This window comes from Kitasatospora sp. NPDC001119 (assembly GCF_053598475.1).
In genome coordinates, this window is record NZ_JBSFKI010000018.1 from 86125 (window position 1) to 107383 (window position 21259).

Genomic DNA, 21259 nt, shown 5'->3' on the forward strand with positions numbered 1-21259 from the left:
GGTGGCGGTGCGGATCGGCGAGCTGGCGGCCCGGACCGGCAGTACCGCGCGCGCTCTGCGGCACTACGAGCAGGCCGGGTTGATCGACTCCGAGCGCGCGCCGAACGGCTACCGCGAGTACGGCGAGCCGGCGGTCGTCCGGGTGCGCAACATCCGTGCGCTGGTGGCCGCCGGGCTCACCCTGGAGGACGTCCGCCCCCTGCTGGGCTGCCTGGACGGGGACGTGCTGGCGGTCCGGCCGTCCGAGCAGGTGCTGGGGATCGCCCGGCGGCGGCTGGCGGTGCTGGAGCGCCGGATCGCCGCCCAGACGGAGGCCCGGGACCGGCTGGCGGCGGCGCTGGCGGCAGCCGGGGCGGTGGCGGGCGGGGTGGGCGCGGGCGGAGCCGACGCGGACGGGTTGGGCGCGGGCGGGTGACACCCCCGATCGGGGGTGTGCAGGGGGCGGGTGGGGGAGGACAGTGGCCCCATGCAGATTCCACTCTCCGTGATGGACTTCCTCGACCGGGCCGAGCTGGTCTACGGCGACCGGGTCGGCATCGTCGACGAGCCCGTGCAGCCGGCCGAATCCTGGGGCGAGCTGAGCTACCGCCGGGTCGCCGAACTGGCCCGGGCCCAGGCCGCCGGGCTGGACCGGCTCGGTGTCGGGCCGGGCGAGCGGGTCGCGATCGTCTCGCACAACTCGGCCCGGCTGCTGACCTCCTTCTTCGGGGTGAGCGGGTACGGCCGGGTGCTGGTGCCGGTGAACTTCCGGCTGAAGGCCGAGGAGGTGTCGTACATCGTCGAGCAGAGCGGCGCCTCCGTGCTGCTGGTCGACCCCGAGGTCGCCGACGCCCTGGACGGGGTGGTGGCCAAGCACAAGTTCGTGCTGGGCGCGGCCAGCGACGCCGTGCTGTACGACACCGACGCCACCCCGCGGCGGTACGCGGTGGACGAGAACGACACCGCCACCATCAACTACACCAGCGGAACCACCGCCCGCCCCAAGGGCGTTCAGCTCACCCACCGCAACGTCTGGCTGAACGCGACGCTGATGGCCCTGCACTACGGGGCCGGCGACCGGGACGTCTACCTGCACACCCTGCCGATGTTCCACGCCAACGGCTGGGGCCTGCCGTTCTCGCTCACCGGCCTGGGCGCCCGGCACATCGTGCTGCGCAAGGTGGACGGCGCGGAGATCCTGCGCCGGGTCGAGCGGCACGGGGTGACCTTCCTGTCCGGCGCGCCCGCCGTGGTCCAGATGGTGCTGGACGCGGCCGCCGACTGGCACGGCCCGGTGCCCGGCCGGGACCGGGTGCGGCTGGTGGTGGCCGGCGCCCCGCCGCCGACCTCGGTGATCCAGCAGGTCGAGGAGCAGCTGGGCTGGGAGTTCATGCAGCTCTACGGCCTGACCGAGACCTCCCCGGTGGTCACGGTCAACCGCTCGCGGGCCGAGTGGGACGCGCTGCCGGCCGCCGAGCGGGCCGAGAAGCTGGTGCAGGCCGGCTCCCCCGCGCTCGGCACCCGGCTGCGGGTGGACGCGTCCGGCGAGGTGCTGGTGCGCTCCAACACCGTGCTGGACGGCTACTGGCAGCAGCCGGAGGCCTCGGCCGAGGCGCTGCGGGACGGCTGGTTCCACACCGGCGACGGCGGCACCCTCACGGACGGCCTGCTGACCATCTCCGACCGCAAGAAGGACGTCATCATCAGCGGCGGGGAGAACGTCTCCTCGATCGAGGTGGAGGACTGCCTGTACGACCACCCGGCGGTCGCCGAGACGGCGGTGATCGGGGTGCCGCACGAGAAGTGGGGCGAGACGGTGAAGGCGCTGGTGGTGCTCCGGGAGGGCCACGAGGCCGTCACCGAGGCCGAGTTGATCGCGCACTGCAAGCAGCGGCTGGCCGGCTACAAGTCGCCCACCACGGTGGAGTTCCGGGACGCCCTGCCGCGCACCGCCACCGGGAAGCTGCAGAAGTTCCGGCTGCGCGAGCCGTACTGGACCGGGCGGGAGCGCCGGGTCAACTGAGGCCGCGCCGGGGGCCCGTCACCCGACGAGCCCCGACTCCCTCGCCGCGAGGGCGAGTTCGGTCCGGTTGCGGACGCCGAGCTTGTGCATCGCGGACTTGAGGTAGCCCGTCACCGTGTTGCAGGTCAGGCCCAGTCGGGCGGCGATCTCCGGGTTGGTCCGGCCGGTCGCCACCCAGCGCAGCACCTCGTGCTCGCGCGGGGTCAACGGCGGTACGGGGGCGGCCGTCCGGGACTTGTCGAAGGGCTTGGCGAAGGGCTTTCCGCAGGACTGCTCACAGGGCTTTCCGCCGGGCCGTTCGCGGCTCCAGGCGGCGGCCCCGGCCAGTGCCCGGGTCGCCGCCTTCGCCAGCGTGCCGACCGCGGAGATCCGCACGTCCCCGAACGGGACGACGGCGCGCAGCGAGGCGTACACCACGCCGTGCACGGTGTCGCCGTCCATCAGCGGGACGGTGAGCATCGCGTACAGGTCCTCGGCGGCCACGGCCGCGTCGTAGTGGTGCGAAATGGTCGTCGCCGCACGGTAGTCGGGCACCCAGCTGGGCGCGCGTTCGGCGAGCGCCCGGCCGCCGAGGCCGAGTCCGGCCGGGACGGGCACGTCGTGCAGCAGGTCGGCCCGGGTGCCGGCCCAGTGCCGCAGCACCATGCCCTCGCTGCCGGGACGGCTGCCGGGCAGCGGCTCGGGCACGCCGACCAGGCCGACGTCGGCGCCGCACTCGGCCACCACCCGGCGGGCGAGGTCGCCGAGCACGGCGTCCCGCACCAGCTCGGCGGCGCGCGCGGCGAGTTCGGGGTCCTCGGGTCGCGCGGCGTCGGCGACGGGGTGCGCAGGATGGGGGTCCGCAGCCCTGGTCATCGCGGAATTGTCACACGCGGTGCGGCCGGTGGCGAGAGTCCTGACGTGCGTGTTTCGTGGAGTGGCGGACGCCGCCGCCGGGCCGGGAGTAGTGTCCGGCCGTACGCTACCGGCGGGTAGCAACTGCCGTGACCGGAAAGGGAGCCGATGACCGAGCCGAACGTACCGGGCGACGTGCTGGGCGGCCTGCTGGCGGACCTGCGGGCCGAGAGCGCGGTGCTGGACGACCTGGTCGCCGGGCTGCCGGCCGAGGAGTGGGCCCGCCCGACCCCCGCCGAGGGCTGGACGGTGGCGCACCAGATCGCCCACCTGGCCTGGACCGACGACTGGACGGCCCGGGCCGCACGCGACCCGGAGGGCTTCGGCGCGTCGCTCGGCGGGCACTTCACCGAGCTGCTGGCGGCCGGCGCCGACCCGGTCGAGGACGGCGCCCGCGCCGGACTGCCCGCCGGGCCCGCGGCGCTGCTCGCCCGCTGGCGGGCCGGGCGGGCGGAGGTGCTGGCCGCGCTCGGCGCCGCTCCGGCCGACGCCCGGCTGCCCTGGTTCGGCCCGCCGATGAAGCCCGCCTCGATGGCGACCGCCCGGCTGATGGAGACCTGGGCGCACGGCCAGGACGTCGCGGACGCGCTCGGCGCCACCCGCGAGCCCACCGACCGGCTGCGGCACATCGCCCACCTGGGGCTGCGCACCCTGGGCTTCGCCTTCACCCTGCACGGACTGCCCGTGCCCGAGCGCCCGGTCCGGCTCGACCTGACCGCGCCCGACGGCGGGTCCTGGTCCATCGGCCCGGTCGGGGCGCAGGACGTGGTGGCCGGCCCCGCCCTGGACTTCTGCCTGCTGGTGACCCAGCGCCGGCACCGGGACGACCTCGCCCTCACCGCCACCGGGCCCGTCGCCACCGCCTGGCTCCCGATCGCCCAGGTCTTCGCCGGGGCGCCGGGCAAGGGACGGCAGCCCGGGGCGTAGGGCGGCGCACCAGGCAAGGGGGGGCGGCCCGGGGCGCGGGCGGACCGCCGGGGTTGGTTGAATAGCGCCCATGGACGACCTGCTCAACCGACTGCCCGCCATCCCCGACCTGCGCGACCGCTGCCGCGCCCTCGCCACGCTCGACGCGATCCTCAGCCCCGACGACTGGGAGGCGCGGTACCACTCCTTCGACGCCTCCTGGGACGAGGGCGAGGAGTTGGCCTCGATGCGCGACGGCGAGGGCGACGACTGGTGCCTGGTCTTCTCCCCCGTCGGCGCCTACGGGCGCGGCTTCGACCACGAGGCGCCCAACGCCCCGGAGCTGCTCGCGGCCGTGCCCGAGGAGTTCCGCCGTTTCGCCGAGGAGCCCGCCTTCGGGGACGAGGACGGACCGACGGTCACCCGCTGCTTCTGGCGCGCCCACGAGGACGGCGCCTGGCGGGGCGCGGCCGCCGAGCGGGGCGCGGAGGGCCTCTTCGACCTGCTGCTGGACGGCTCGGCCGCCGGCTACCGGGCCTGGGCCACGGAGTACTTCGAGCCGGAGCACGAGCTGGACCTCGCCGCGATCGAGCACGTCCTGGCGCTGCGCCCGCTCACCCCGGCCGTGCTGGCGGCGCTCAACCCGGACATCGACGAGGAGGAGCTCGCCGTCGACCTCGCGGAGATCGGCTACCCCGCCGCCTGACGTATCGTCACATCTGTTGGGCAGTACGGGTACACCACTCCTTCCGGCGATGGGCCGGAGCCTTCCGGGGTGGTGGAATGCCCGCATGATCCGTACACGTGCCATGCGCACCGCACTGTCCTTCACCGCCGCCCTGCTCGCCGTCGGCGGCCTGGCCGCCACCCCCGCCCAGGCCGCCGTCGCGGCACCCGCCCCCGTGGTCGCCGGGGCCCAGGTCCGGGCGGCCACCCCGGCCGCCCAGCAGGTGCTCACCTTCCTGGCGGCGTACCGCGACGCCGTGGAGGGCGGGGGCGGCACCGAGAGCCCGCGGCAGGTCCGCGAGCAGTACCTCTCCCCGTACCTGAACTACCGGCTGGACCAGTGGGCGATGCAGAACGACGCCGATCCGGTGTTCCGCGCGCAGAACGTCCCGGCGAGCTGGTCGGCCCAGCAGGTCAAGGAGGAGGAGGGCTACGCCTCCGTCCGGCTGACCGAGTTCTGGAGTGGCGGGGGCAGCCAGGACGTCTGGTACACCGTCCGCCTCACCGACCTGCGGATCTTCGACCTCGGCGACCAGCCCGCCTTCTAGCCGTACCCCGACGCGTCGACACGCGCCGCCTCACAGGCACACGCCGGCCCGCCCCGCTCAGAGGCCGATCCGGAGCGGGGTGAGCCGGGTGGCGACCAGGTTGGTCGCGCCCCGGTCGCGCTCGACGCGGCCGTGCACCAGCAGCCCGGCCCGGTCCAGGGCGGTGCGGCGCTGGGACTCCCAGACCGGGCGGTTGCAGATCACGTTGATCAGCCCGGTCTCGTCCTCCAGACTGAGGAAGAGCACCCCGCCGGCCGTCGGCGGCCGCTGCCGGTGGGTGACCAGGCCGCCGACCACCACCTCCGTTCCCGGTGGCACATCCGGGAGTTGGGCGGCGCTGAGCGCGCCGCCGCGGTCCAGGTGGGCGCGCAGGTGCTGGAGCGGGTGGCTGGTGGCGGAGGTGCCGGTGGCCCACAGGTCGGCGATGGTCTCCTCGACCGGGCTCATGCCGGGCAGCTCCGGCGCCTCGGTCCCGGGGGTGGTGCCGGGGATCAGTCCGTCCGAGATCCCGGCGAACGCCCCTGCCGCCCACAGCGCCTGACGTCTCGTCAGTTCGAAGCAGTCGAAGGCCCCCGCCGTCGCCAGCGCCTCCAGGGCGGGACCGGGCAGGCCGGTGCGGCGGGCGAAGTCCTCCAGGTCGGCGTACGGCTGCCCTGCCACGATCGCCTCGGCCTGCGGGGTGCCGATGCCGCGCACCGTCTCCAGGCCGAGCCGGATCGCCGGCTGCGGGCGTCCGGCGGTCAGCGGCGGTTTCGGGGTCGGCCCCCGGTACGGCTCCAGGGTGGGCCGCGCCCCGCTGGCGTTGACGTCCACCCCGCGCACCCGCACGCCGTGCCGCCGGACGTCCGCGACCAGGCTGAGCGGCGAGTAGAAGCCCATCGGCTGGTTGGCCAGCAGGGCGCAGGTGAAGGCCGCCGGGAAGTGGTGCTTCAACCAGGCGCTGGCGTACACCAGGTAGGCGAAGCTGATCGCGTGGCTCTCCGGGAAGCCGTAGTTGGAGAAGGCCTCGATCTTGCCGTAGACGTCCTCCGCCACCTCGGCCGGGATGCCGCGCTCGGCCATCCCGGTGAGCAGCCGCTCGCGCAGCCGGGCGACCCGCTCGTGCGAGCGCTTGGCGCCCATCGCCTGGCGCAGCCGGTCGGCCTCCTCCGGGGTGAACCCGGCGCAGTCGATGGCGAGTTGCATCATCTGCTCCTGGAACAGCGGCACCCCGAGGGTCTTGCCGAGGGCGTTCTCCATCAGCGGGTGCGGGCAGCCGGGCGGCTCCGCCCCGGCGCGGCGGCGCAGGTACGGGTGGACGGAGCCGCCCTGGATCGGGCCGGGGCGGATCAGCGCCACCTCGACCACCAGGTCGTAGAAGTGGTCCGGCTTGAGCCGGGGCAGGGTCGCCATCTGGGCCCGGGACTCGACCTGGAACACCCCGACGGTGTCCGCCCGGCGCAGCATCGCGTACACGCCCTTGTCGTCGTCCGGGATGGTGGCCAGGTCGTAGCGCAGGCCGTGGTGCTCCGCGACCAGGTCGCAGGCGTCGTGCAGGGCGGCGAGCATGCCCAGGCCGAGCAGGTCGATCTTCACCAGCCCGGCGCCGGCGATGGACTCCTTGTCCCACTGGAGCACGGAGCGCCCGGGCATCCGGGCCCACTCGGTGGGGCAGATCTCGCCGATCGGCTCCTTGGTGAGCACCATGCCGCCCGAGTGGATGCCCAGGTGGCGGGGCAGACCGTGGAGCTGGGCGGCGAGTCGGAGCACGTCGGCGGGGATGACGGCGTCCGCGCCGGGGGCGGAGCGGAAGTCGGTCTGCCGGCTGAACGCGTCCACCTGCCCCTGCGGGTAGCCGAGCACCCGGGCGGCGTCGCGGATCGCCAGCCGGGGCCGGTAGGTGATCACGTTGGCGACCTGGGCGGCGTGCTCGCGCCCGTAGCGGCCGTAGACGTACTGGATGACCTCCTCGCGGCGGCGGTTCTCGATGTCCAGGTCGATGTCGGGCGGCCCGTCCCGGGCGGTGGAGAGGAAGCGTTCGAACAGCAGCTTGTAGTGGACCGGGTCGACGGCGGTGATCCCGAGGGCGTAGCAGACCGCCGAGTTGGCGGCCGAGCCGCGGCCCTGGCACCAGATGTCCCGGCTCCGGCAGAAGTCCACGATGTCGTGCACGATCAGGAAGTAGCCGGCCAGGTCGAGGTCCTCGATCACGTCCAGCTCCTTGGCGAGCTGACGGCGGGCGGCCGCGTTGCCGGAGCCGAAGCGGGCCGGGCCGCCGGCCGCGACCAGGGCGCGCAGGTGGCCGATCTCGGTCCCGCCCGCGGGGACGGGGAAGCCGGGCAGCTCCGGGTCCAGCCGGGCGAAGTCGAAGGCGCAGGCCCGGCCGAGTTCGGCGGTGGCCCGCTGCACCCCGGGGAAGCGGGCCAGCCGGCCGGCCATCTCGCGGCCCGAACGCAGGTGCGCGGTGCCGGCCGCGCTGGTCCAGCCGACCGCGTCCTGGAGGGTGCGGCGCTCGTGCAGGGCGGCGAGGCTCTGCGCGAGGCGGCCCTGGGCGGGGCCGGCGTGGTGGGCGTTGGTGGAGGCGACGACGGGGAGCCGCGCCTTCGCCGCGAGGGCGGCGAGGGCGTCGTTGCGCCGGTCGTCGCCGGGCAGCCACTGGTCGATCAGCTCGACGTGGACGTTCTCCGGGCCGAACGCCTCGGCGAGGGTGCGGAGCCTGCGCTCGGCCTCGCCCTGGTCCGGGCCGTTCCTCCCGGCGAGCGCGGCGGGGACCCGGCCGAGGCGGCAGCCGGTGAGCACCGCCCAGTGGCCGTCGTGCGCCCCGGCGAGCGCCCCGAGGTCGTACACCGGGTTGCCCTTGGCGCCGCCGGCCAGCTGGGCGGCGGCGATCGCGGCGGAGAGGCGGCGGTAGCCGGCCGGGTCGCGGGCGAGGACCAGCAGGTGTTCCACCGTCCCGCCGTCGCGGCCCGTCCCGCCGTCGCGGATCGTCAGCTCGGCGCCGAACACGGTGCCCAGGCCCGTGCCCCGGGCCGCCTCGGCGAGCCGGACGGCGGCGTACAGGCCGTCGTGGTCGGTGATCGCGAGGGTCTCCACGCCGAGCCGGACCGCCTCGGCGACCAGGTCCTCCGGGTCGCTGGCGCCGTCCAGGAAGCTGAAGGCGGAGTGGACGTGCAGTTCGGCCCAGGGGGTGGCGGGCTGCTCCGGTGCGGCGGGCTTCTCCGGTACGGCGCGTTCGGGAGCCGGGGCGGGGCGGCGCAGCGGGACGACCGTACGGTCCGGCGCCGCGCCGGTCAGCCGGCGGTGCAGCTCGCTCCAGGGGAGCGTGGGGTGGCTGGTGAAGCCCATCGGGGGTTGCCTTCGTCGTTCTCGTGCTCGTCCTGCTCCCCCCTGCTCGCCTACTCGGCCTTCTCGGCCTGCTCCCTTCGGCCCTGCCCTTGCGGGCCTGCTCCGTTCGGGTGCCGGGGCCGCTAGTCGTAGCCGGCCTCCAGGTACCAGGCACCCCCCTCCACGGTGAGCAGCAGCGCCCGGCCGCCCTCCACCACGACCTGGAACCGTGCCCGGCGCCGGGCCAGCGACTGGTCCCACCAGTACTCGACCGCCGGCCAGGGCCCGGTCCAGCCGTCCACCCGCTCCTCCCGACCCCGGACCACGACCAGGGCCGGCCGGGCCGACACCCCCGCCCGGCCGTCCACCGTGACCGGCCGCCCAGCCCCGTCCAGCACCCGCACCGGCGCCGGCTCCCGCAGCACCACGGCGGGCCACACCTCCGGCAGCCGCCCCGGCCACGGCGCGTCGGACGGCACCGCCGCCTCGTACGGCTCGCCCCACGGCACCTTCACCGCCTGCTCGCCCGGGCCGCGCCCGCCGGCCGGCTCGATCCGGCGCAGCCCGGCGTGGCCGAGCACCGCCTGCACCCGGGCGACCGCCCGCTCCACCCGGTCGTCCGCGACGGCCTGGCCCCACAGCGCGAGCTGGCGGCCCTGGTCCGGGGAGAGGCCGTCGGGGGCGAGCCGGAGCAGGGTGAAGCCGGTGTCCTCCCCGCCGTCCCCGTTGCCGTTGCCGTCGCCGTCGCCTGTGCCGGTGAAGGTGCCGGTGCCGATGCCGATGCCGATGCCGGTGAAGGTGCCCGCGCCCTGCCAGGCCTGGAGCTGCCAGCGGACCCGCTCGGCCAGTGCCGTCGCGGACAGCCGGCCCTCGTGCCGCCACAGCCGGGAGGCCGTCCGGCCGTCCGCGCAGGCCACCTCGACGGCCACCCGGCGGCAGGTCAGCCCGGCCCCGGCCAGCCGCTGGTGCAGCTGCTCGGCCAGCGCGCGGGCGACGAACACCAGCGGTTCGGCCGACGGCTCCGGCGGGTCGAAGCGCTGCTCGACGGCGAGGTCCGGCTCCTCGTCGCGGGGCACCAGCGGACGCGGCTGCAAACCCCGGGCCAGCCGGTGCGCGACCGTCCCGGACGGGCCGAAGCGGTCCGCGACCGACTCGGCCGGCAGCGCGGCGAAGGCCCCGACGGTGGGCAGGCCGAGCCGCCCGAGCAGTTCGGCCAGCGCCTCGTCGCCCAGCGCGCTCACCGGGTACGGGGCGAGGAACTCCGCCGTCCGTCCGGCCGGGACCAGCACCCCGGCCCGGGCGGCGAGCACGGCGGCGAACAGGCCGTCGGCGACACCGACCCGGGCCCGGGGGGCGGTGGTGGCCGGTGGAGGGGCGGTGGGCTGCCGCTCTTCGACGGCCGGCGCGCCCGGAACGGCGTCCGGGACGAGCGGCTGCCCGAGGGCGTCCGCCACCGCCCTGCCGACCTTGGCGGCCAGCGCCTCCTCGCCGCCGAAGTAGCGGCCCGGGCCCTTCACCGGGATCGCGCACAGGCCCGGGCGGATCACCTCCACCCGGGGCGTGAACGCCTCCACCGCCGCGACCACCGGCTCGAAGCGCCGGGTCTCCGCCTCCGGGTCGCGGTCGCGCAACTCCAGCTCCGGGCAGAGCCGTTGGGCCAGCTTGAGCCGCTGCCCCTGCCGCACCCCGGCCGCCCGGGCGCCCTCCGAGCAGGCGAGGATCCGCCCGCCCTCGGTCACCGCGACCGGGTCGTCGCCGGTGACGGCCGCCACCGGCCAGTCCGGACACCAGACCACCAGCACCCGGGGGGTCCTGTCGTCCGCCGTCCCGGATGCCATCGCTGTCTCGGCCGTCACTTCAGACCACCGCCGCCACGCGGGGTGCCATCGGCTCCGCCGCCGGTATCACCGTGGGTTCCGCCACCGGCTGCGGCTGCTCCTGGAGCGGACGCACCGCGCCGTACTCGTCCGGCAGCCAGAGCCGGGCCGTCCGGCCGCGCACCGCCGAGCCGCGGCCCTCGGCCACCACCTCCACCTGCCGGCCGACGAGCTGTCCATGGCCGTCGCCCAGCCCGAACCAGCGCCCGGAGCGCACCCCCAGCCGCAGTGCCGCGCCCGGCCACGGTCCGGCGACCAGCAGCACGCAGCCGCTGCGCCGCAGCACCGCCGCCAGCCGGGCGGCCAGCTTCGGCGGCACCGGCCCGTCCGGGCGCAGCATGATCAGCTCGACCGCGCCGGCCAGCACCGAGACCACCTCGGCCCAGTGCGGCCCCGGGTCGTCCGCGACCAGCAGCCGGCGCAGGTCCAGCCCGTACCCCTCGGCGGCGGCCAGCCCCAGGTCCGGCAGTCCGACCGCCGCGGCCCAGCCACCCCCGGTCTCCTTCACCCCGGCGGCGAGCGCCAGCAGCAGCCCGGTGTCCCCGCCCGCCACCGACACCGCCGTCCCCCGGCGCAGCCCGGCCTCGGGCAGCACCTCCCGGAGGGCGGACGGCACCGGCAGCAGCCCCCGCCGCTCCTTCTGCTCCCCGTCCTCCCCCTGTTGCCCCCGTTTTCCCGACACGGCAGCCGGGGACGCCACCGGGCGGAGCACGGGGCGTGCGGTCTGCTCGGCGGTTGATTCGAAAAAAGGTTCGAAAACGGGCACACCCCCAGGATCGAACATTCGTTCGCAAAGATTCAAGTCCGATCCGTCCACCCCGCCCGTCACTCTCCGCTGTCCCGCCTCGGCGGGGCCGCGCGGATCGCGGCGCGGGGCTGCGCGCCTCGGCGCGGCCGCCGGAGGATCCGGCACCGGACGGGCGACACCGTTCGTCCGACCGGACTACCGACAAACCTTTTTTCCTTGACAAATTTTTTTGTCGGATGGATGCTGGAACGGTGCTGGAAGTCGCCGTGATCGAAGAACCCGCCGCGGCCGAGGCCTCGCTGGACCCCCTGCGGTCACGCCTCCTCGCCGCCCTGACCGAGCCCGCCTCGGCCGCCATGCTGGCCGCCCGGCTGGGCCTGCCCCGGCAGAAGGTCAACTACCACCTGAAGGAACTGGAGCGGCACGGCCTCGTCGAACTCGACGAGGAACGCCGCAAGGGCAACGTCACCGAACGCGTGTACCGCGCCACCGCGGCCTCCTACGTGATCTCCCCCAGCGTCCTGGCCGCCGTGAGCCCGGACCCCGCCCGCTCCCCCGACCAGCTCTCCGCCCGCTGGCTGCTGGCGCTCGGCTCCCGGCTGGTGCAGGAGGTCGGGGCCCTGCTGACCGGCGCCTCCCGGGCCCGCCGGCGGGTCGCCAGCTTCGGCATCGACGCGCAGGTGCGGTTCGCCTCCGCCGCCGACCGGGCCGCCTTCGCCGAGGAACTGGCCCAGTCCGTGGCCACCCTCGTCAGCCGCTACCACGACGAGTCCGCCCCCGGGGGCCGCAGCCACCGGGTGATCGTCGGACTCCACCAGATCCCCGCCGCCCAGCCCGGCCCCGGGGCGGAGCAGGACGGGACCAGGGCGGAGCAGGACGTGACCGGCACGGAACAGGCCGGCCCCGGCACGGAACAGGCCGTCACCCGGGCGGACCAGGAGGACCGACGATGACCCACCCGTTCGAGATCGAGCTGGAGACCTCCCTGCCGGCGAACCCGGAACAGGTCTGGGAGGCGATCGCCACCGGACCGGGGATCGACTCCTGGTTCATGGGCCGCAACGAGCTGGACCCGCGCGAGGGCGGCACCGCCGTCATGGAGACCGGGGGCCACCGCGCGGAGGCGGTCGTCACCGCCTACGAGCCCGGCAAGCGCCTGGCCACCCGTACGGCCACCGGCGAGGACGGCCGGTTCATGGCCTTCGAGTACCTGATCGAGGGCCGGGACGGCGGCGCCACCGTGCTCCGCGTCGTCCACAGCGGCCTGCTCGGCGACGACTGGCAGGACGAGTACGACGCGCTGCGCCGCGGCTGGCCCTTCCACCTCCACACGCTCCGCGAGTACCTCACCCACTTCCCCGGCCGCACCGCCGTCCCCGTCTTCGCCGCCGCACCGGCGGGCGGCCGGACGGGACCGGAGGTCCGGGCCCTCCTCGCCCGCGCCCTGTCGCTGCCGCTCCCGGTCGCCGCGGGCACCCGGGTCCACGGCGAACCGGCGGGCCTGCCGCCGCTGGACGGCGAGGTGGTCTGGGCGGACGACGAGCGCTTCGAGGTCCGCACCGCCGACGGGCTCTACACCTTCCACCACGGCTCCGGCCTGGTGCTGATGTTCCACCACCTCTTCGGCCCGACGCCGGGCGGGGCCGGGGGTGAAGCCGGGACCGGGGGCGAGGCCGAGGCCGCCTGGCAGCGGTGGCTGACCGGCGCTCTCACCTGACCTTTCGGACCTTCGGGCCATCAGACCTTCAGACCTTCAGATCTCCTTGAGACCTCCTTCAGACCCGACAGAAGCAGAACCGCACGAGAACCGAGGTACCACCCATGCGCACCCTGATCAGCACCGCCTTCATCTCGCTCGACGGCGTCGTCGAGGGCCCCGGCGGCGAACCCGGCTACCGCAACTCCGGCTGGACCTTCAAGGACATCGAGTTCCTCCCCGAGGCGTTCGAGATCAAGGGGCGGGAGCAGGAGGAGGCCACCGCGATGCTGCTCGGCCGGGCCAGCTACCAGGCGTTCAGCCCGGTGTGGCCGGACATGGCGGAGTTCGCCCACTACAAGACGCTGCCGAAGTACGTCGTCTCCACCACCCTCACCGAGGCCGACCTGGTGTCGAACTGGGGTGAGACCAGCATCCTGTGCTCGCTCGACGAGGTCGCCGCGCTGAAGGAGACCGAGGGCGGCCCGATCATCGTCCACGGCAGCGCCACCCTGAACCACGCCCTCTCGGACGCCGGCCTGATCGACCGCTACCACCTGCTCGTCTTCCCGCTGCTGCTCGGCGCCGGCAAGCGCCTGTTCAGCACGACGGACAAGGACGCCCAGAAGCTGAAGCTGGTCGAGTACGAGGCCTACGGGAACGGCATCCAGAAGCAGGTCCTCGACGTGGTCCGCTGACCGCTCTCCACTCCTCCTCTCCATCCTCCCCCGTGGGAGCGTTGACGGCCCCGGACCGTCAACGCTCTTCCGTGGTGCGCCAGATGAACACCTCACTGCTCGGCTGCCGCTCCGAGAAGAGCCCCGACGGCGAGGTCCGGGCGAGGAGGAGGCGGAGGTCCGCCTCGAAGGCCGGACGGCGCTCGGCGAAGAGGTGCGGGGCCGAGGAGGAGAGCGCGAAGACGCCCGCGACCGCGTCGTCGGCCGTGCGCTCCAGCGGCCGTCCGCCCGGGACGACGATCCGCTGCGGGCCGGCGAAGCCCGCCCGGGCGAGGACGGCGGCCTCGTCGCCCGGCGTGCCGTGCGGCAGCAGCCCCTGCCCGGCGCGGCGGACCGGGCCGAGGTAGCGCCGGACCAGCCCGTCGATCGCGGCGTACGGGACCGGCGGGTGCGGCAGCCCCTCGGTGGGACGCGGTTCGCCCTTCAGGTCCGAGACGTGCGCCAGGGCGCCGCCGGGCCGCAGCACGCGCCGTACGGTCGCCGCCACCAGGTCGCGGTCCATCCAGTGGAAGGACTGGCCGAAGACCGCCAGTGTGAAGGTGCCGAGGCCCGGCGGCAGTTCCTCGGCCCTGGCCCGCACCCAGGTGGCCTTGGGCTCCTCGGCGCCCACGCGGCGCGCCTCGGCGATCATCCCGGCGTCCGGGTCCACCCCGACGACCTCGCCGAACAGGTGGGCCAGCCCCAGCGCCAGCGTGCCCGGCCCGCACCCCACGTCGAGCAGCCGCCCCCGCCCGTCGAGCCCCAGCGCCCCGGCCAGCGCCTCCGCCAGTCCAGGGGCGTACGGGAGCCTGCCCCGGGTGTAGTGGGCGGCCGTTCCGGCGAACAGCGTCTCGTCCCAGGACCAGGCGTCGCCGGTCATGGCTGCTCCTCACAAGTCTGTTTCGGGTGAACAGGATTGATCGTGGCACGGGTTGACGCCTGGTCGGGGCGGGTGGGACCGGAAATCAATGGACAGGCATCATGCGATCAACAGACTGATCCCATGACCACTGCAGATGACAAGAACGACCTCCGGATCTACATCCAGGACGCCCGCGACGCCCTGCTCTGGAAGCTCGAAGGCCTCTCCGAGTACGACCTGCGCCGCCCGCTCACCCCCACCGGAACCAACCTGCTGGGCCTGGTCAAGCACGTCACCGGCGCCGAGGCGCTGTACTTCGGCGACACCTTCGGCCGCCCCTTCCCCGAGCCGGCCCCGGTGTGGATCACCGGCCAGACCGAGCCGAACGGCGACCTGTGGGCGCGGGCGGACGAGAGCACCGAGGAGGTCGTCGGGCGCTACCGACGGGTCTGGGCGCACTCCGACGCCACCATCGAGGCCCTGCCGCTGGACGCCGTCGGCAAGGTGCCGTTCGGCGCCCGCCACGAGCAGACCCTGCACCGGGTACTCGTCCACATGATCGCCGAGACCCACCGCCACGTCGGCCACGCCGACCTGGTCCGCGAACTCGTCGACGGCGCCACCGGCCAGCGCTCCGACGGCGCCAACACCGCCCCCGGCGACACCGACTGGTGGCGGGCCCACCACGACCGCGTGGAGCGGGCGGCCCGGGAGGCCGGCGGCCTCGCCTGAGCCGAAGAGCGCCGGGAGGGCGGAGGAGCGGCCGGGGATCTCAGCCTCCGTACCGGGCGGGCGCGCCGACGTGCCGCACGACGGCCGCCGCCCGGTCGGCGAGCGGCCCCGGGGCGATCGGGACGCACACGTACCCGAACCCGGCATAGGCCTCCCGGTGGATCCGCTCGAACCGCAACGACTCCTCGTACGAGATGCGCCGCGCCTCGGTCGGGGTGACGAAGCCAGGGCTCTCCACGAAGAACACCTCGCGTTCGTACACCTCCTCCGCCCGGATGCGATTCAACTCCCGGGCGAGGAAAGGGGTCACGGGATGACCGAGGTACACCGCCAGGGCGTACGTGCACACCGGCGAGCGGTCGAAGAACCGCACCTCCCCCGGCCCGCCGACGGCCCCCTCCTGCCGCTGCCGCTGCAGGGAGACCACCGCGTCCACGAACGACGGGTCCGTCCACGACTCCGGCACGCCCTGGGCCTGCCGCAGCGCGATGACGTCCGTGGCGGCCTCCTCGACCACCGGGTAGCCCGCGCACTCCAACCACCGCAGGACCGCAGTCTTCCCGGCCCCCGGGGTACCGGTCAGCAGGTAGCGCTTCATCCCCGCACTCTACGGGGCCGGGGGTGGCGGGTGCGGGGCGCCGTAGGGTGTCGGACCATCGGGGGCAGGGGCAGGGCACATGGGGCATGGGGGCATGGGGGCATCCGGCGTGACGGACGAGGGGCAGGGTGTGAGGACGGCCGTCCGGTGCCCGGACTGCGGGGGCACCGCCGTCCGCAGCGTCGGCCAGTCCCTGCTGCACGGGCGGGAGTTGCGGTGGGACGCCGAGCGGTTCTGCCCCCAGTGCGCAGCCGTCTGCTGCGACTGGGGCCAGGAGGCCACGCGGGGCTCCCACTCCGGCAGACCCGGGAACTCCTCGACGAGCTGCGGGACTTCGGCCTGAGCGGGACGACCGTCGAGATGGCGTACTGGCGGGTGCGGCTGGCCGAACGGGGAGTCGCGGCGGAGACGGCGGACGGCTTCGGACGGGCGTACCGGTACGTGGGACCGCCGGAACTGTGGCCGGGGGACGACGGCGGGACGGGCACCGGATGCGGCCAACCGGTACGGACAGCAGGCGAGTTCGCCGCCTGGGCGGAGGATCGGGCGGAGCGGACGGCGGCGGAGCTCGCGGAGCCGTTCACCTTCGTGGTCGGCCTCGGCGGCACACTGCGGCTTGCTCCGCGCCGTAGCGAGCATGTGGCCTGCGCGGGTGGGGAGTTGGTGCTGAGCGCCGGGGAGATCGGGTTCCGGCGTTCGCGGGACGGCTGGGAGGTCGAGACGGTCGGCAACCATTCCACCGGCTACTGCCCCGACACCACCTCCTGGCCCGCCGTCGCCGCCGCCCTCACCCTCGTCGGACTCCCGCACCCCGGCGCCTTCACCCACGCCGCGGTCTTCCGCCGCTGCCCGCGGTGCGGCAACTGCAACCTCGTCCGCGAGGAGCACTACGCCTGCGCCTTCTGCGACGCGGACCTGCCCGAACACTGGAACGTCGACGAGGTCGCGCTGCCGTGACCCGGGCGGGCCACCGCACACCTCCCCCACCCACAGCACACCTCAGCACTGTCAGGCCGGACCGCTAGGGTCTGTGGGTCACGGGGCAGGCCGGGAAAGGGTGGGGGCACGTGAGGTGTGAGCGGGTGGCGGAGCTGCCGGGTGGGGTGGTGCACGCGGGGAGCCGGGAGTTCCTGGTGCGGGAGGGGCTGCCTGCGGCCGGGGCGTTCCTGGACTTCGAGGCGCTCCGGGGCGGGGAGCTGACGGCGTTCCCGGCGGAGGCGGAGCGGCTGTTCGTCCTCGGGGAGACGGAGTACTGCACGCCGTTCGCCGCCGGCGGCAGCCTGGTGCTGCTGGATGGGGTGACCGGTGAGGTGTTCCTGGACAACGGCGGCCCGCGCCGCGACCTGCTGGCCTCCGGCCTGACCGCGCTCGCGGGCCTGGTGCGCGAGGTCGACGCGGTGGCCGAGGCGGCGCTGCGCCCGGAGGCGCTGGACGGGCGGCGCGGGCCGGCCGTCCTGGCCGAGGTGCTGGCGGGGGCCGAACGGCGGATGCGGGAGATCGATCCCGGCCTGTTCGGCGACGGCTCCGCACCGCCCCCGCACTGGGGCACCGCGCTGCTGGTGCGGGCGCTGGGCTGGGGCGCCCTGCCGGGCGGTCCGGGCGGGCCCGCGTACGCGATAGCCCCGGAGCTGGTGGCGGAGCTGGCCGCGCTGACGGACGAGGACGGCGGCCCCGGCCGGGTGCACCGCTTCCGGCCCGCCGAGCTGCCCGCCGCCCTGGTCCACGAGCCGACCCGGCGGCTGCTGACCGAGGTCGGCCTGCCGCTGGGCGGGGCGATGTTCGGGGTGTGCGAGGAACCGCTGGTCACCATGGGCGAGGCCTACCCCGAGTACTTCGACGGCGAGGAGGAACGCCCGTACCAGCGGGACTTCCTCGCCCTCGGGGACTGGCCGACCGACCTCACGATCGCCCTGGACGGCGCCACCGGCCGGTTGGAGCTGCCGGACTGGTACGACGACGGCCACCCCGAGGCCTACCTCAACCGCGACCTGTCCGCCCTGCTCTACGCCCTCTGGACGTACGAGCGGCTGCGCGCCGAATGGGACCGCTGGGACTACGGCCGGGCCCGGGAGACATGGTCGGTGTTCGATCCGCAGGCGCTGCTGAGCGCGGTGGTGGACCGGCTGGTGGAGGCCGTCGACCCGGAGGCGTTCGCCTCGCCCGGCTGCTCCTGGCGGCTGCTCGCCGAGGACGGCCACATGGGCGGCCTGCTGGGCTGAACGCCCAGGAGCCGTTGCCGCCGGTGGGCGACAAGCCCGGTCGGCCGCCGCCGTGGACGGCGGCAACGGCCAGGAACGGACGTGTCACCTCCACGCGTTGGACCGACATGGTGATGATGGCGGGTCTGCTCCTCATGGCAGTACTGGTGATCGTGCCCTTCACACTGGCCTCGATCCGGCATCTCGTGGTGCGATCGGGCAGCCCGCGATGGTTGTGCCGCCGCCTGACCACTCGGACGCGAAGGAGCGGGCTCGGCCTTGGCGCCACCGCGACCGAGGAGTTGCACGCCTTCTTCAATGCCAACAAGCGCGTGCAGATCGAGCAGCGGCGGACTCAACTGGTCCTACGGGACGACGACCACGCCGGCGCCCCGCCTCGCCTGGGTGTCGACTTGGGCGCCGGCACCGCAGTCGTCCGACAGCAGCGGTAGTTCACCCTCCTTCTCCTTGCGCCCGACGCGTGCTGGGGCCTGCCGAACTCGCGGACGAGCCCTGGGAAGCGGCCTGGGGAGCTGCTCCTGGACGATGACGCGCTCGCCCTCGCCGTTGGGTTCCTCGAAGGCGGCGAAGTGGCGTTCCAGGAGATCATCGGAGACGGTGATGCTGTTCGCGTCGTTCCGCTGATTCCGGTCGGCCAGTCGGCGTCGCAGGGTTTCAAGGTCGGCCTTGAGGCGGACAAGTTCCCATCGGCAACCGTGGCTCTCGATCGCGGCCTTGCACCGGTCTCGGGTGGCCCGGCTCCAGAAGCTGTAGTCGATGACGACAGGCAGCCTCGCCTCCATCAAACGGATCAGCTCTTCCCACAGCTCCTGCTCGATGGCGGCCTTGTGCTGCTCGTACTCCACCGGATCGAGGCCGGCCGCGTCGCGACCGGTGCGCGCCCACACCACCTCGTCGATCGACAGCCGGGTGTCATCACGGCGTTCAAGGGCCTGCGCATGGGTGCTCTTGCCCGAGCCGGGCAGACCGCACATCATCACGACGAGGCCGCGCTCCGTCCCATCGAGATGCGGCAGAAGGTCTTCTTCCATGCGGGGTGAGGCTAGTGCGCGGGCGGGCGGTCGTACTCGGACTTTCCCCGGAACCCACCTGCCAGGTGCTCGAACAGCCCGGCGGGGACCGGCTCTTGGCCACGCTGGTGTACCCGAGACCGGGGTGCCGCACGCGGCGCTCACCCGGTCGTACCGCGGGGAGGCACCGCAGGGAGACACCGCAGGCCCGACACCGAACTCGTGCTCGCCCGACGGGCCACCTGCCGGTCACCCGGTGGCCGATCCGCCGGGCCGGTACGCCCCGAACCCAGTCGCTCCCAAGGTCGTGAGCTCCCCACCACCCGACGGTCACGACGGACCGCGTCACTCCCGCTTCACCGTCCCGGAGAGCACTTGGGGTCAGCGGGTGGCACGTCGGGCCGGGCGTAGGCTGGGCCGATTCGATCACTCGCGAAGGCGTCGAAAGGACCGGTGGGGGATGCGCGGCGACACGGAGGAGCTCTACCGGGCGTTCGCGGAGCGGGAGGCGCGCGGGAACTCGCCGATCTACCAGGAACTGGCCGAAGGCGTCGCCGGGGACGGGCAGTTGCGCGCACTGCTGGACGGGCTTCCGGCCGTGAAGCGGCAGCCGAACCTGCTGTTCGGCGCGGTCCGGCACCTGGGTGGGCCGGTGACGGAGGGCTGGCCGGCCTTCCGCGACTGGGCGGCGGAGCGGTGGGCCGAGGTCTCGGCGACGATGCTGGAGCGGCGGACGCAGACCAACGAGGCGGGCCGCTGCGCCACCCTGCTGCCGCTGCTGGCCGCGCTGCCGCAGCCGCTCGCCCTGATCGAGGTGGGCGCCTCGGCCGGGCTCTGCCTGTACCCGGACCGCTATCGGTACCGGTACCTGGCCGGGGACCGGGACAAGGACGGGCAGCGGGACGGGGACGGGCACGGGGACGGACATGAGCGTGGGGCCGGTGCCCCGGTCGCCGAGTTCGGCGCCGCCGCGAGCCCGGTGACGCTGGACTGCGTGGTGAGCGGGCCGGTGCCGCTCCCCGGCTCCCTGCGGGAACGGCTGCCCGAGGTGGTGTGGCGGGCAGGGATCGACCTCAATCCGTTGGACGTGCGGGCCGAGGAGGACATGCGCTGGCTGGAGTCGCTGGTCTGGCCCGAGCAGACCCACCGGCTGGAGCGGCTGCGCGGCGCCGTCCGGGTCGCCCGGGCCGAACCGCCGCTGCTGGTGCGCGGCGATCTCAACGCGACGGTAAGGGAGTTGGTCGCGCAGGCCCCGGCGGGGGCGACGCCGGTGGTGTTCCACAGCGCGGTGCTCGCGTACCTGCCGCCGGAGGAGCGGGAGGAGTTCGCGGCGACGATGCGTGAACTGCCCGGGCACTGGATCTCCAACGAGGCCGTCTCGGTGCTGCCGACCGTCGCCCGACGCCTCCCCCGCCCGGCGGCCGTCGCCGGGTTGTTCGCGCTGGCCCTGGACGAGCGGCCGGTGGCCTTCACCGGACCGCACGGGCAGTCCCTGGACTGGTTCGGCGAGGTCTGAGCGGCCGTACGACAACGTGCGGGCAGCGCGGAAGTCCCGGGCTTGAAGCTGCCGCAGCGGCAGCTTCTACCGTCGTGACCAGGGCCGGAGAACCGGCCCTGGTCCACGCGAACGTGGGACGTGGAAACGAGGGAGGCAACCATGGCCTGGCCCATCGCCGAGGTGGCCCGGATGTCCGGTGTGACGGCCAGGACCCTGCGGCACTACGACGAGATCGGGCTGCTGCCCCCGGCCTGGATCGGCTCCAACGGCCACCGCTACTACGAGGAGCGGCAGCTGCTCCAGCTGCAACAGATCCTGGTACTGCGGGCGCTGGGCGTGGGGCTGACCGAGATCGCCCGGATCCTGAGCGATCAGGTGGACGAGCTGGAGGCCTTGCGGGGCCACCGCCGGCGGCTGGTCGCCGAGCGCGACCGGCTCGACGCCCTGGCCGCCACCGTTTCCCGCACGATCGCCGACCTGGAACGTTCCCAGAAGGACGGCACACCCATGACCATCAACCGCCCCGAGAACCTGTTCGAGGGCATCCAGCCCGAGGACGTCGACGCGAGCCTGCGCGACTTCCCCGAGCACGCCGAGGCGGCCCGGCGCGCGACCGCCGCGATGACCCCGGCCGAGATCGAGGCCGGGCAGCGCGAGCGGACCGCCCGCATGATCCGCCTGGCGGAGCTGAAGGCGGCCGGCCACCCGGCCGACGCCGAGGCCGTGCAGAGCACGGTCGAGGAGGAGTACCGGCTGCTCCACGACTTCCGGTCCGTCTCGACCGAGGAGTACCTGGCGATCGCCCGCTCCTGCACCGAGAACGAGCAGTGGAGTGCCGCGTACGAGGCCATCGCCCCGGGCCTGGCCGCTTACCAGCGTGCTGCCATGGAGGCGTACGCGGCGGCACGGCTGTCCTGATCCGGG

At 74.5% G+C, this 21259-nt stretch carries 21 protein-coding genes; 14 read left to right on the forward strand and 7 right to left on the reverse strand.

Annotated features, from left to right (window positions below; translation table 11 throughout):
• Positions 1 to 7 precede the first annotated feature (7 nt).
• Both ACWDD9_RS22805 and ACWDD9_RS22810 read left to right on the forward strand, forming a co-directional pair.
• Positions 8 to 415: a MerR family transcriptional regulator gene (locus ACWDD9_RS22805; protein WP_449812588.1), complete on the forward strand. Its 408-nt coding sequence runs from the start codon at positions 8 to 10 to the stop codon at positions 413 to 415.
• A 51-nt stretch (positions 416 to 466) separates the two neighbouring features.
• Complete coding sequence (locus ACWDD9_RS22810; RefSeq protein WP_449812518.1) at positions 467 to 2002, forward strand: AMP-binding protein; 1536 nt, start codon at positions 467 to 469, stop codon at positions 2000 to 2002.
• A gap of 18 nt (positions 2003 to 2020) precedes the next feature.
• Here the strand turns inward: ACWDD9_RS22810 and ACWDD9_RS22815 are convergent, their stop codons facing one another.
• Positions 2021 to 2857 carry a LuxR C-terminal-related transcriptional regulator gene (locus ACWDD9_RS22815; RefSeq protein WP_449812519.1) on the reverse strand — a complete coding sequence of 279 codons (837 nt, stop codon included), beginning with the start codon at positions 2855 to 2857 and terminating at the stop codon, positions 2021 to 2023.
• 147 nt (positions 2858 to 3004) lie between these two features.
• On the opposite strand from ACWDD9_RS22815, the gene ACWDD9_RS22820 reads away from it, so the two are divergent.
• The 3 genes from ACWDD9_RS22820 (at position 3005) to ACWDD9_RS22830 (ending at position 5076) form a co-directional block, all read left to right on the forward strand.
• A complete protein-coding gene (locus tag ACWDD9_RS22820; RefSeq protein WP_449812520.1) occupies positions 3005 to 3823 on the forward strand; it encodes a TIGR03084 family metal-binding protein in 819 nt (272 codons plus the stop codon).
• A 70-nt stretch (positions 3824 to 3893) separates the two neighbouring features.
• On the forward strand, positions 3894 to 4508 hold the full coding sequence (locus ACWDD9_RS22825) for a hypothetical protein (RefSeq protein ID WP_079272077.1): 615 nt from the start codon (positions 3894 to 3896) through the stop codon (positions 4506 to 4508).
• Positions 4509 to 4593: 85 nt separating this feature from the next.
• Positions 4594 to 5076, forward strand: coding sequence for a hypothetical protein (locus ACWDD9_RS22830; RefSeq protein ID WP_449812521.1), 483 nt, complete (start codon positions 4594 to 4596; stop codon positions 5074 to 5076).
• Between the two features lie 57 nt (positions 5077 to 5133).
• Here ACWDD9_RS22830 and ACWDD9_RS22835 read toward each other — a convergent pair whose 3' ends face one another.
• The 3 genes from ACWDD9_RS22835 to ACWDD9_RS22845 all read right to left on the reverse strand — a co-directional run bounded on the left by ACWDD9_RS22835 (position 5134) and on the right by ACWDD9_RS22845 (position 10938).
• The gene (locus ACWDD9_RS22835) at positions 5134 to 8400 is read right to left on the reverse strand and encodes an error-prone DNA polymerase (protein WP_449812522.1); all 3267 of its coding nucleotides are present in this window, start codon (positions 8398 to 8400) and stop codon (positions 5134 to 5136) included.
• A gap of 122 nt (positions 8401 to 8522) precedes the next feature.
• Complete coding sequence (locus ACWDD9_RS22840) at positions 8523 to 10235, reverse strand: DNA polymerase Y family protein (RefSeq protein WP_449812523.1); 1713 nt, start codon at positions 10233 to 10235, stop codon at positions 8523 to 8525.
• A gap of 1 nt (position 10236) precedes the next feature.
• The gene (locus ACWDD9_RS22845; protein ID WP_449812524.1) at positions 10237 to 10938 is read right to left on the reverse strand and encodes a hypothetical protein; all 702 of its coding nucleotides are present in this window, start codon (positions 10936 to 10938) and stop codon (positions 10237 to 10239) included.
• A gap of 317 nt (positions 10939 to 11255) precedes the next feature.
• Here ACWDD9_RS22845 and ACWDD9_RS22850 point away from each other — a divergent pair, with 317 nt between their 5' ends.
• The 3 genes from ACWDD9_RS22850 (at position 11256) to ACWDD9_RS22860 (ending at position 13398) form a co-directional block, all read left to right on the forward strand.
• Positions 11256 to 11957, forward strand: coding sequence for an ArsR/SmtB family transcription factor (locus ACWDD9_RS22850; RefSeq protein ID WP_079272075.1), 702 nt, complete (start codon positions 11256 to 11258; stop codon positions 11955 to 11957).
• Positions 11954 to 12721 carry an SRPBCC family protein gene (locus ACWDD9_RS22855; protein WP_449812525.1) on the forward strand — a complete coding sequence of 256 codons (768 nt, stop codon included), beginning with the start codon at positions 11954 to 11956 and terminating at the stop codon, positions 12719 to 12721. The genes ACWDD9_RS22850 and ACWDD9_RS22855 overlap by 4 nt, the downstream gene beginning before the upstream one ends.
• 104 nt (positions 12722 to 12825) lie before the next feature.
• Positions 12826 to 13398, forward strand: a complete 573-nt coding sequence (locus tag ACWDD9_RS22860) for a dihydrofolate reductase family protein (protein WP_449812526.1) — start codon at positions 12826 to 12828, stop codon at positions 13396 to 13398.
• A gap of 58 nt (positions 13399 to 13456) precedes the next feature.
• Here ACWDD9_RS22860 and ACWDD9_RS22865 read toward each other — a convergent pair whose 3' ends face one another.
• Positions 13457 to 14296 (reverse strand): class I SAM-dependent methyltransferase, encoded by an 840-nt coding sequence (locus ACWDD9_RS22865; RefSeq protein ID WP_449812527.1) that lies wholly within the window; start codon positions 14294 to 14296, stop codon positions 13457 to 13459.
• A 123-nt stretch (positions 14297 to 14419) separates the two neighbouring features.
• Between ACWDD9_RS22865 and ACWDD9_RS22870 the strand changes: the two genes are divergently transcribed.
• The gene (locus ACWDD9_RS22870; RefSeq protein WP_049653774.1) at positions 14420 to 15010 is read left to right on the forward strand and encodes a DinB family protein; all 591 of its coding nucleotides are present in this window, start codon (positions 14420 to 14422) and stop codon (positions 15008 to 15010) included.
• Positions 15011 to 15050: 40 nt separating this feature from the next.
• Here ACWDD9_RS22870 and ACWDD9_RS22875 read toward each other — a convergent pair whose 3' ends face one another.
• Complete coding sequence (locus tag ACWDD9_RS22875) at positions 15051 to 15608, reverse strand: ATP/GTP-binding protein (protein WP_449812528.1); 558 nt, start codon at positions 15606 to 15608, stop codon at positions 15051 to 15053.
• 243 nt (positions 15609 to 15851) lie between these two features.
• Here ACWDD9_RS22875 and ACWDD9_RS22880 point away from each other — a divergent pair, with 243 nt between their 5' ends.
• The 3 genes from ACWDD9_RS22880 to ACWDD9_RS22890 all read left to right on the forward strand — a co-directional run bounded on the left by ACWDD9_RS22880 (position 15852) and on the right by ACWDD9_RS22890 (position 18258).
• Complete coding sequence (locus ACWDD9_RS22880) at positions 15852 to 16565, forward strand: hypothetical protein (RefSeq protein ID WP_449812529.1); 714 nt, start codon at positions 15852 to 15854, stop codon at positions 16563 to 16565.
• 125 nt (positions 16566 to 16690) lie between these two features.
• Positions 16691 to 17827 (forward strand): SUKH-4 family immunity protein, encoded by a 1137-nt coding sequence (locus ACWDD9_RS22885; RefSeq protein ID WP_074002256.1) that lies wholly within the window; start codon positions 16691 to 16693, stop codon positions 17825 to 17827.
• A gap of 134 nt (positions 17828 to 17961) precedes the next feature.
• Entirely contained in the window at positions 17962 to 18258 is a 297-nt protein-coding gene (locus ACWDD9_RS22890) for a DUF6191 domain-containing protein (protein ID WP_387819865.1), read from the forward strand.
• Here the strand turns inward: ACWDD9_RS22890 and ACWDD9_RS22895 are convergent.
• A complete protein-coding gene (locus ACWDD9_RS22895) occupies positions 18172 to 18858 on the reverse strand; it encodes an AAA family ATPase (protein ID WP_449812530.1) in 687 nt (228 codons plus the stop codon). The genes ACWDD9_RS22890 and ACWDD9_RS22895 overlap by 87 nt on opposite strands.
• A 439-nt stretch (positions 18859 to 19297) precedes the next feature.
• Here ACWDD9_RS22895 and ACWDD9_RS22900 point away from each other — a divergent pair, with 439 nt between their 5' ends.
• A complete protein-coding gene (locus ACWDD9_RS22900) occupies positions 19298 to 20353 on the forward strand; it encodes a DUF2332 domain-containing protein (protein WP_449812531.1) in 1056 nt (351 codons plus the stop codon).
• Between the two features lie 141 nt (positions 20354 to 20494).
• On the forward strand, positions 20495 to 21253 hold the full coding sequence (locus ACWDD9_RS22905; RefSeq protein ID WP_449812532.1) for a MerR family transcriptional regulator: 759 nt from the start codon (positions 20495 to 20497) through the stop codon (positions 21251 to 21253).
• Positions 21254 to 21259 lie beyond the last annotated feature (6 nt).

Coding starts and splice junctions, on each gene's coding strand:
- ACWDD9_RS22900 (WP_449812531.1), top strand. CDS start 19,298: ATGCGCGGCGACACGGAGGAGCTCTACCGGGCGTTCGCGGAGCGGGAG.
- ACWDD9_RS22820 (WP_449812520.1), top strand. CDS start 3,005: ATGACCGAGCCGAACGTACCGGGCGACGTGCTGGGCGGCCTGCTGGCG.
- ACWDD9_RS22825 (WP_079272077.1), top strand. CDS start 3,894: ATGGACGACCTGCTCAACCGACTGCCCGCCATCCCCGACCTGCGCGAC.
- ACWDD9_RS22815 (WP_449812519.1), bottom strand. CDS start 2,857: ATGACCAGGGCTGCGGACCCCCATCCTGCGCACCCCGTCGCCGACGCC.
- ACWDD9_RS22810 (WP_449812518.1), top strand. CDS start 467: ATGCAGATTCCACTCTCCGTGATGGACTTCCTCGACCGGGCCGAGCTG.
- ACWDD9_RS22865 (WP_449812527.1), bottom strand. CDS start 14,296: ATGACCGGCGACGCCTGGTCCTGGGACGAGACGCTGTTCGCCGGAACG.
- ACWDD9_RS22875 (WP_449812528.1), bottom strand. CDS start 15,608: ATGAAGCGCTACCTGCTGACCGGTACCCCGGGGGCCGGGAAGACTGCG.
- ACWDD9_RS22905 (WP_449812532.1), top strand. CDS start 20,495: ATGGCCTGGCCCATCGCCGAGGTGGCCCGGATGTCCGGTGTGACGGCC.
- ACWDD9_RS22855 (WP_449812525.1), top strand. CDS start 11,954: ATGACCCACCCGTTCGAGATCGAGCTGGAGACCTCCCTGCCGGCGAAC.
- ACWDD9_RS22890 (WP_387819865.1), top strand. CDS start 17,962: ATGGCAGTACTGGTGATCGTGCCCTTCACACTGGCCTCGATCCGGCAT.
- ACWDD9_RS22870 (WP_049653774.1), top strand. CDS start 14,420: ATGACCACTGCAGATGACAAGAACGACCTCCGGATCTACATCCAGGAC.
- ACWDD9_RS22830 (WP_449812521.1), top strand. CDS start 4,594: ATGATCCGTACACGTGCCATGCGCACCGCACTGTCCTTCACCGCCGCC.
- ACWDD9_RS22835 (WP_449812522.1), bottom strand. CDS start 8,400: ATGGGCTTCACCAGCCACCCCACGCTCCCCTGGAGCGAGCTGCACCGC.
- ACWDD9_RS22860 (WP_449812526.1), top strand. CDS start 12,826: ATGCGCACCCTGATCAGCACCGCCTTCATCTCGCTCGACGGCGTCGTC.
- ACWDD9_RS22895 (WP_449812530.1), bottom strand. CDS start 18,858: ATGGAAGAAGACCTTCTGCCGCATCTCGATGGGACGGAGCGCGGCCTC.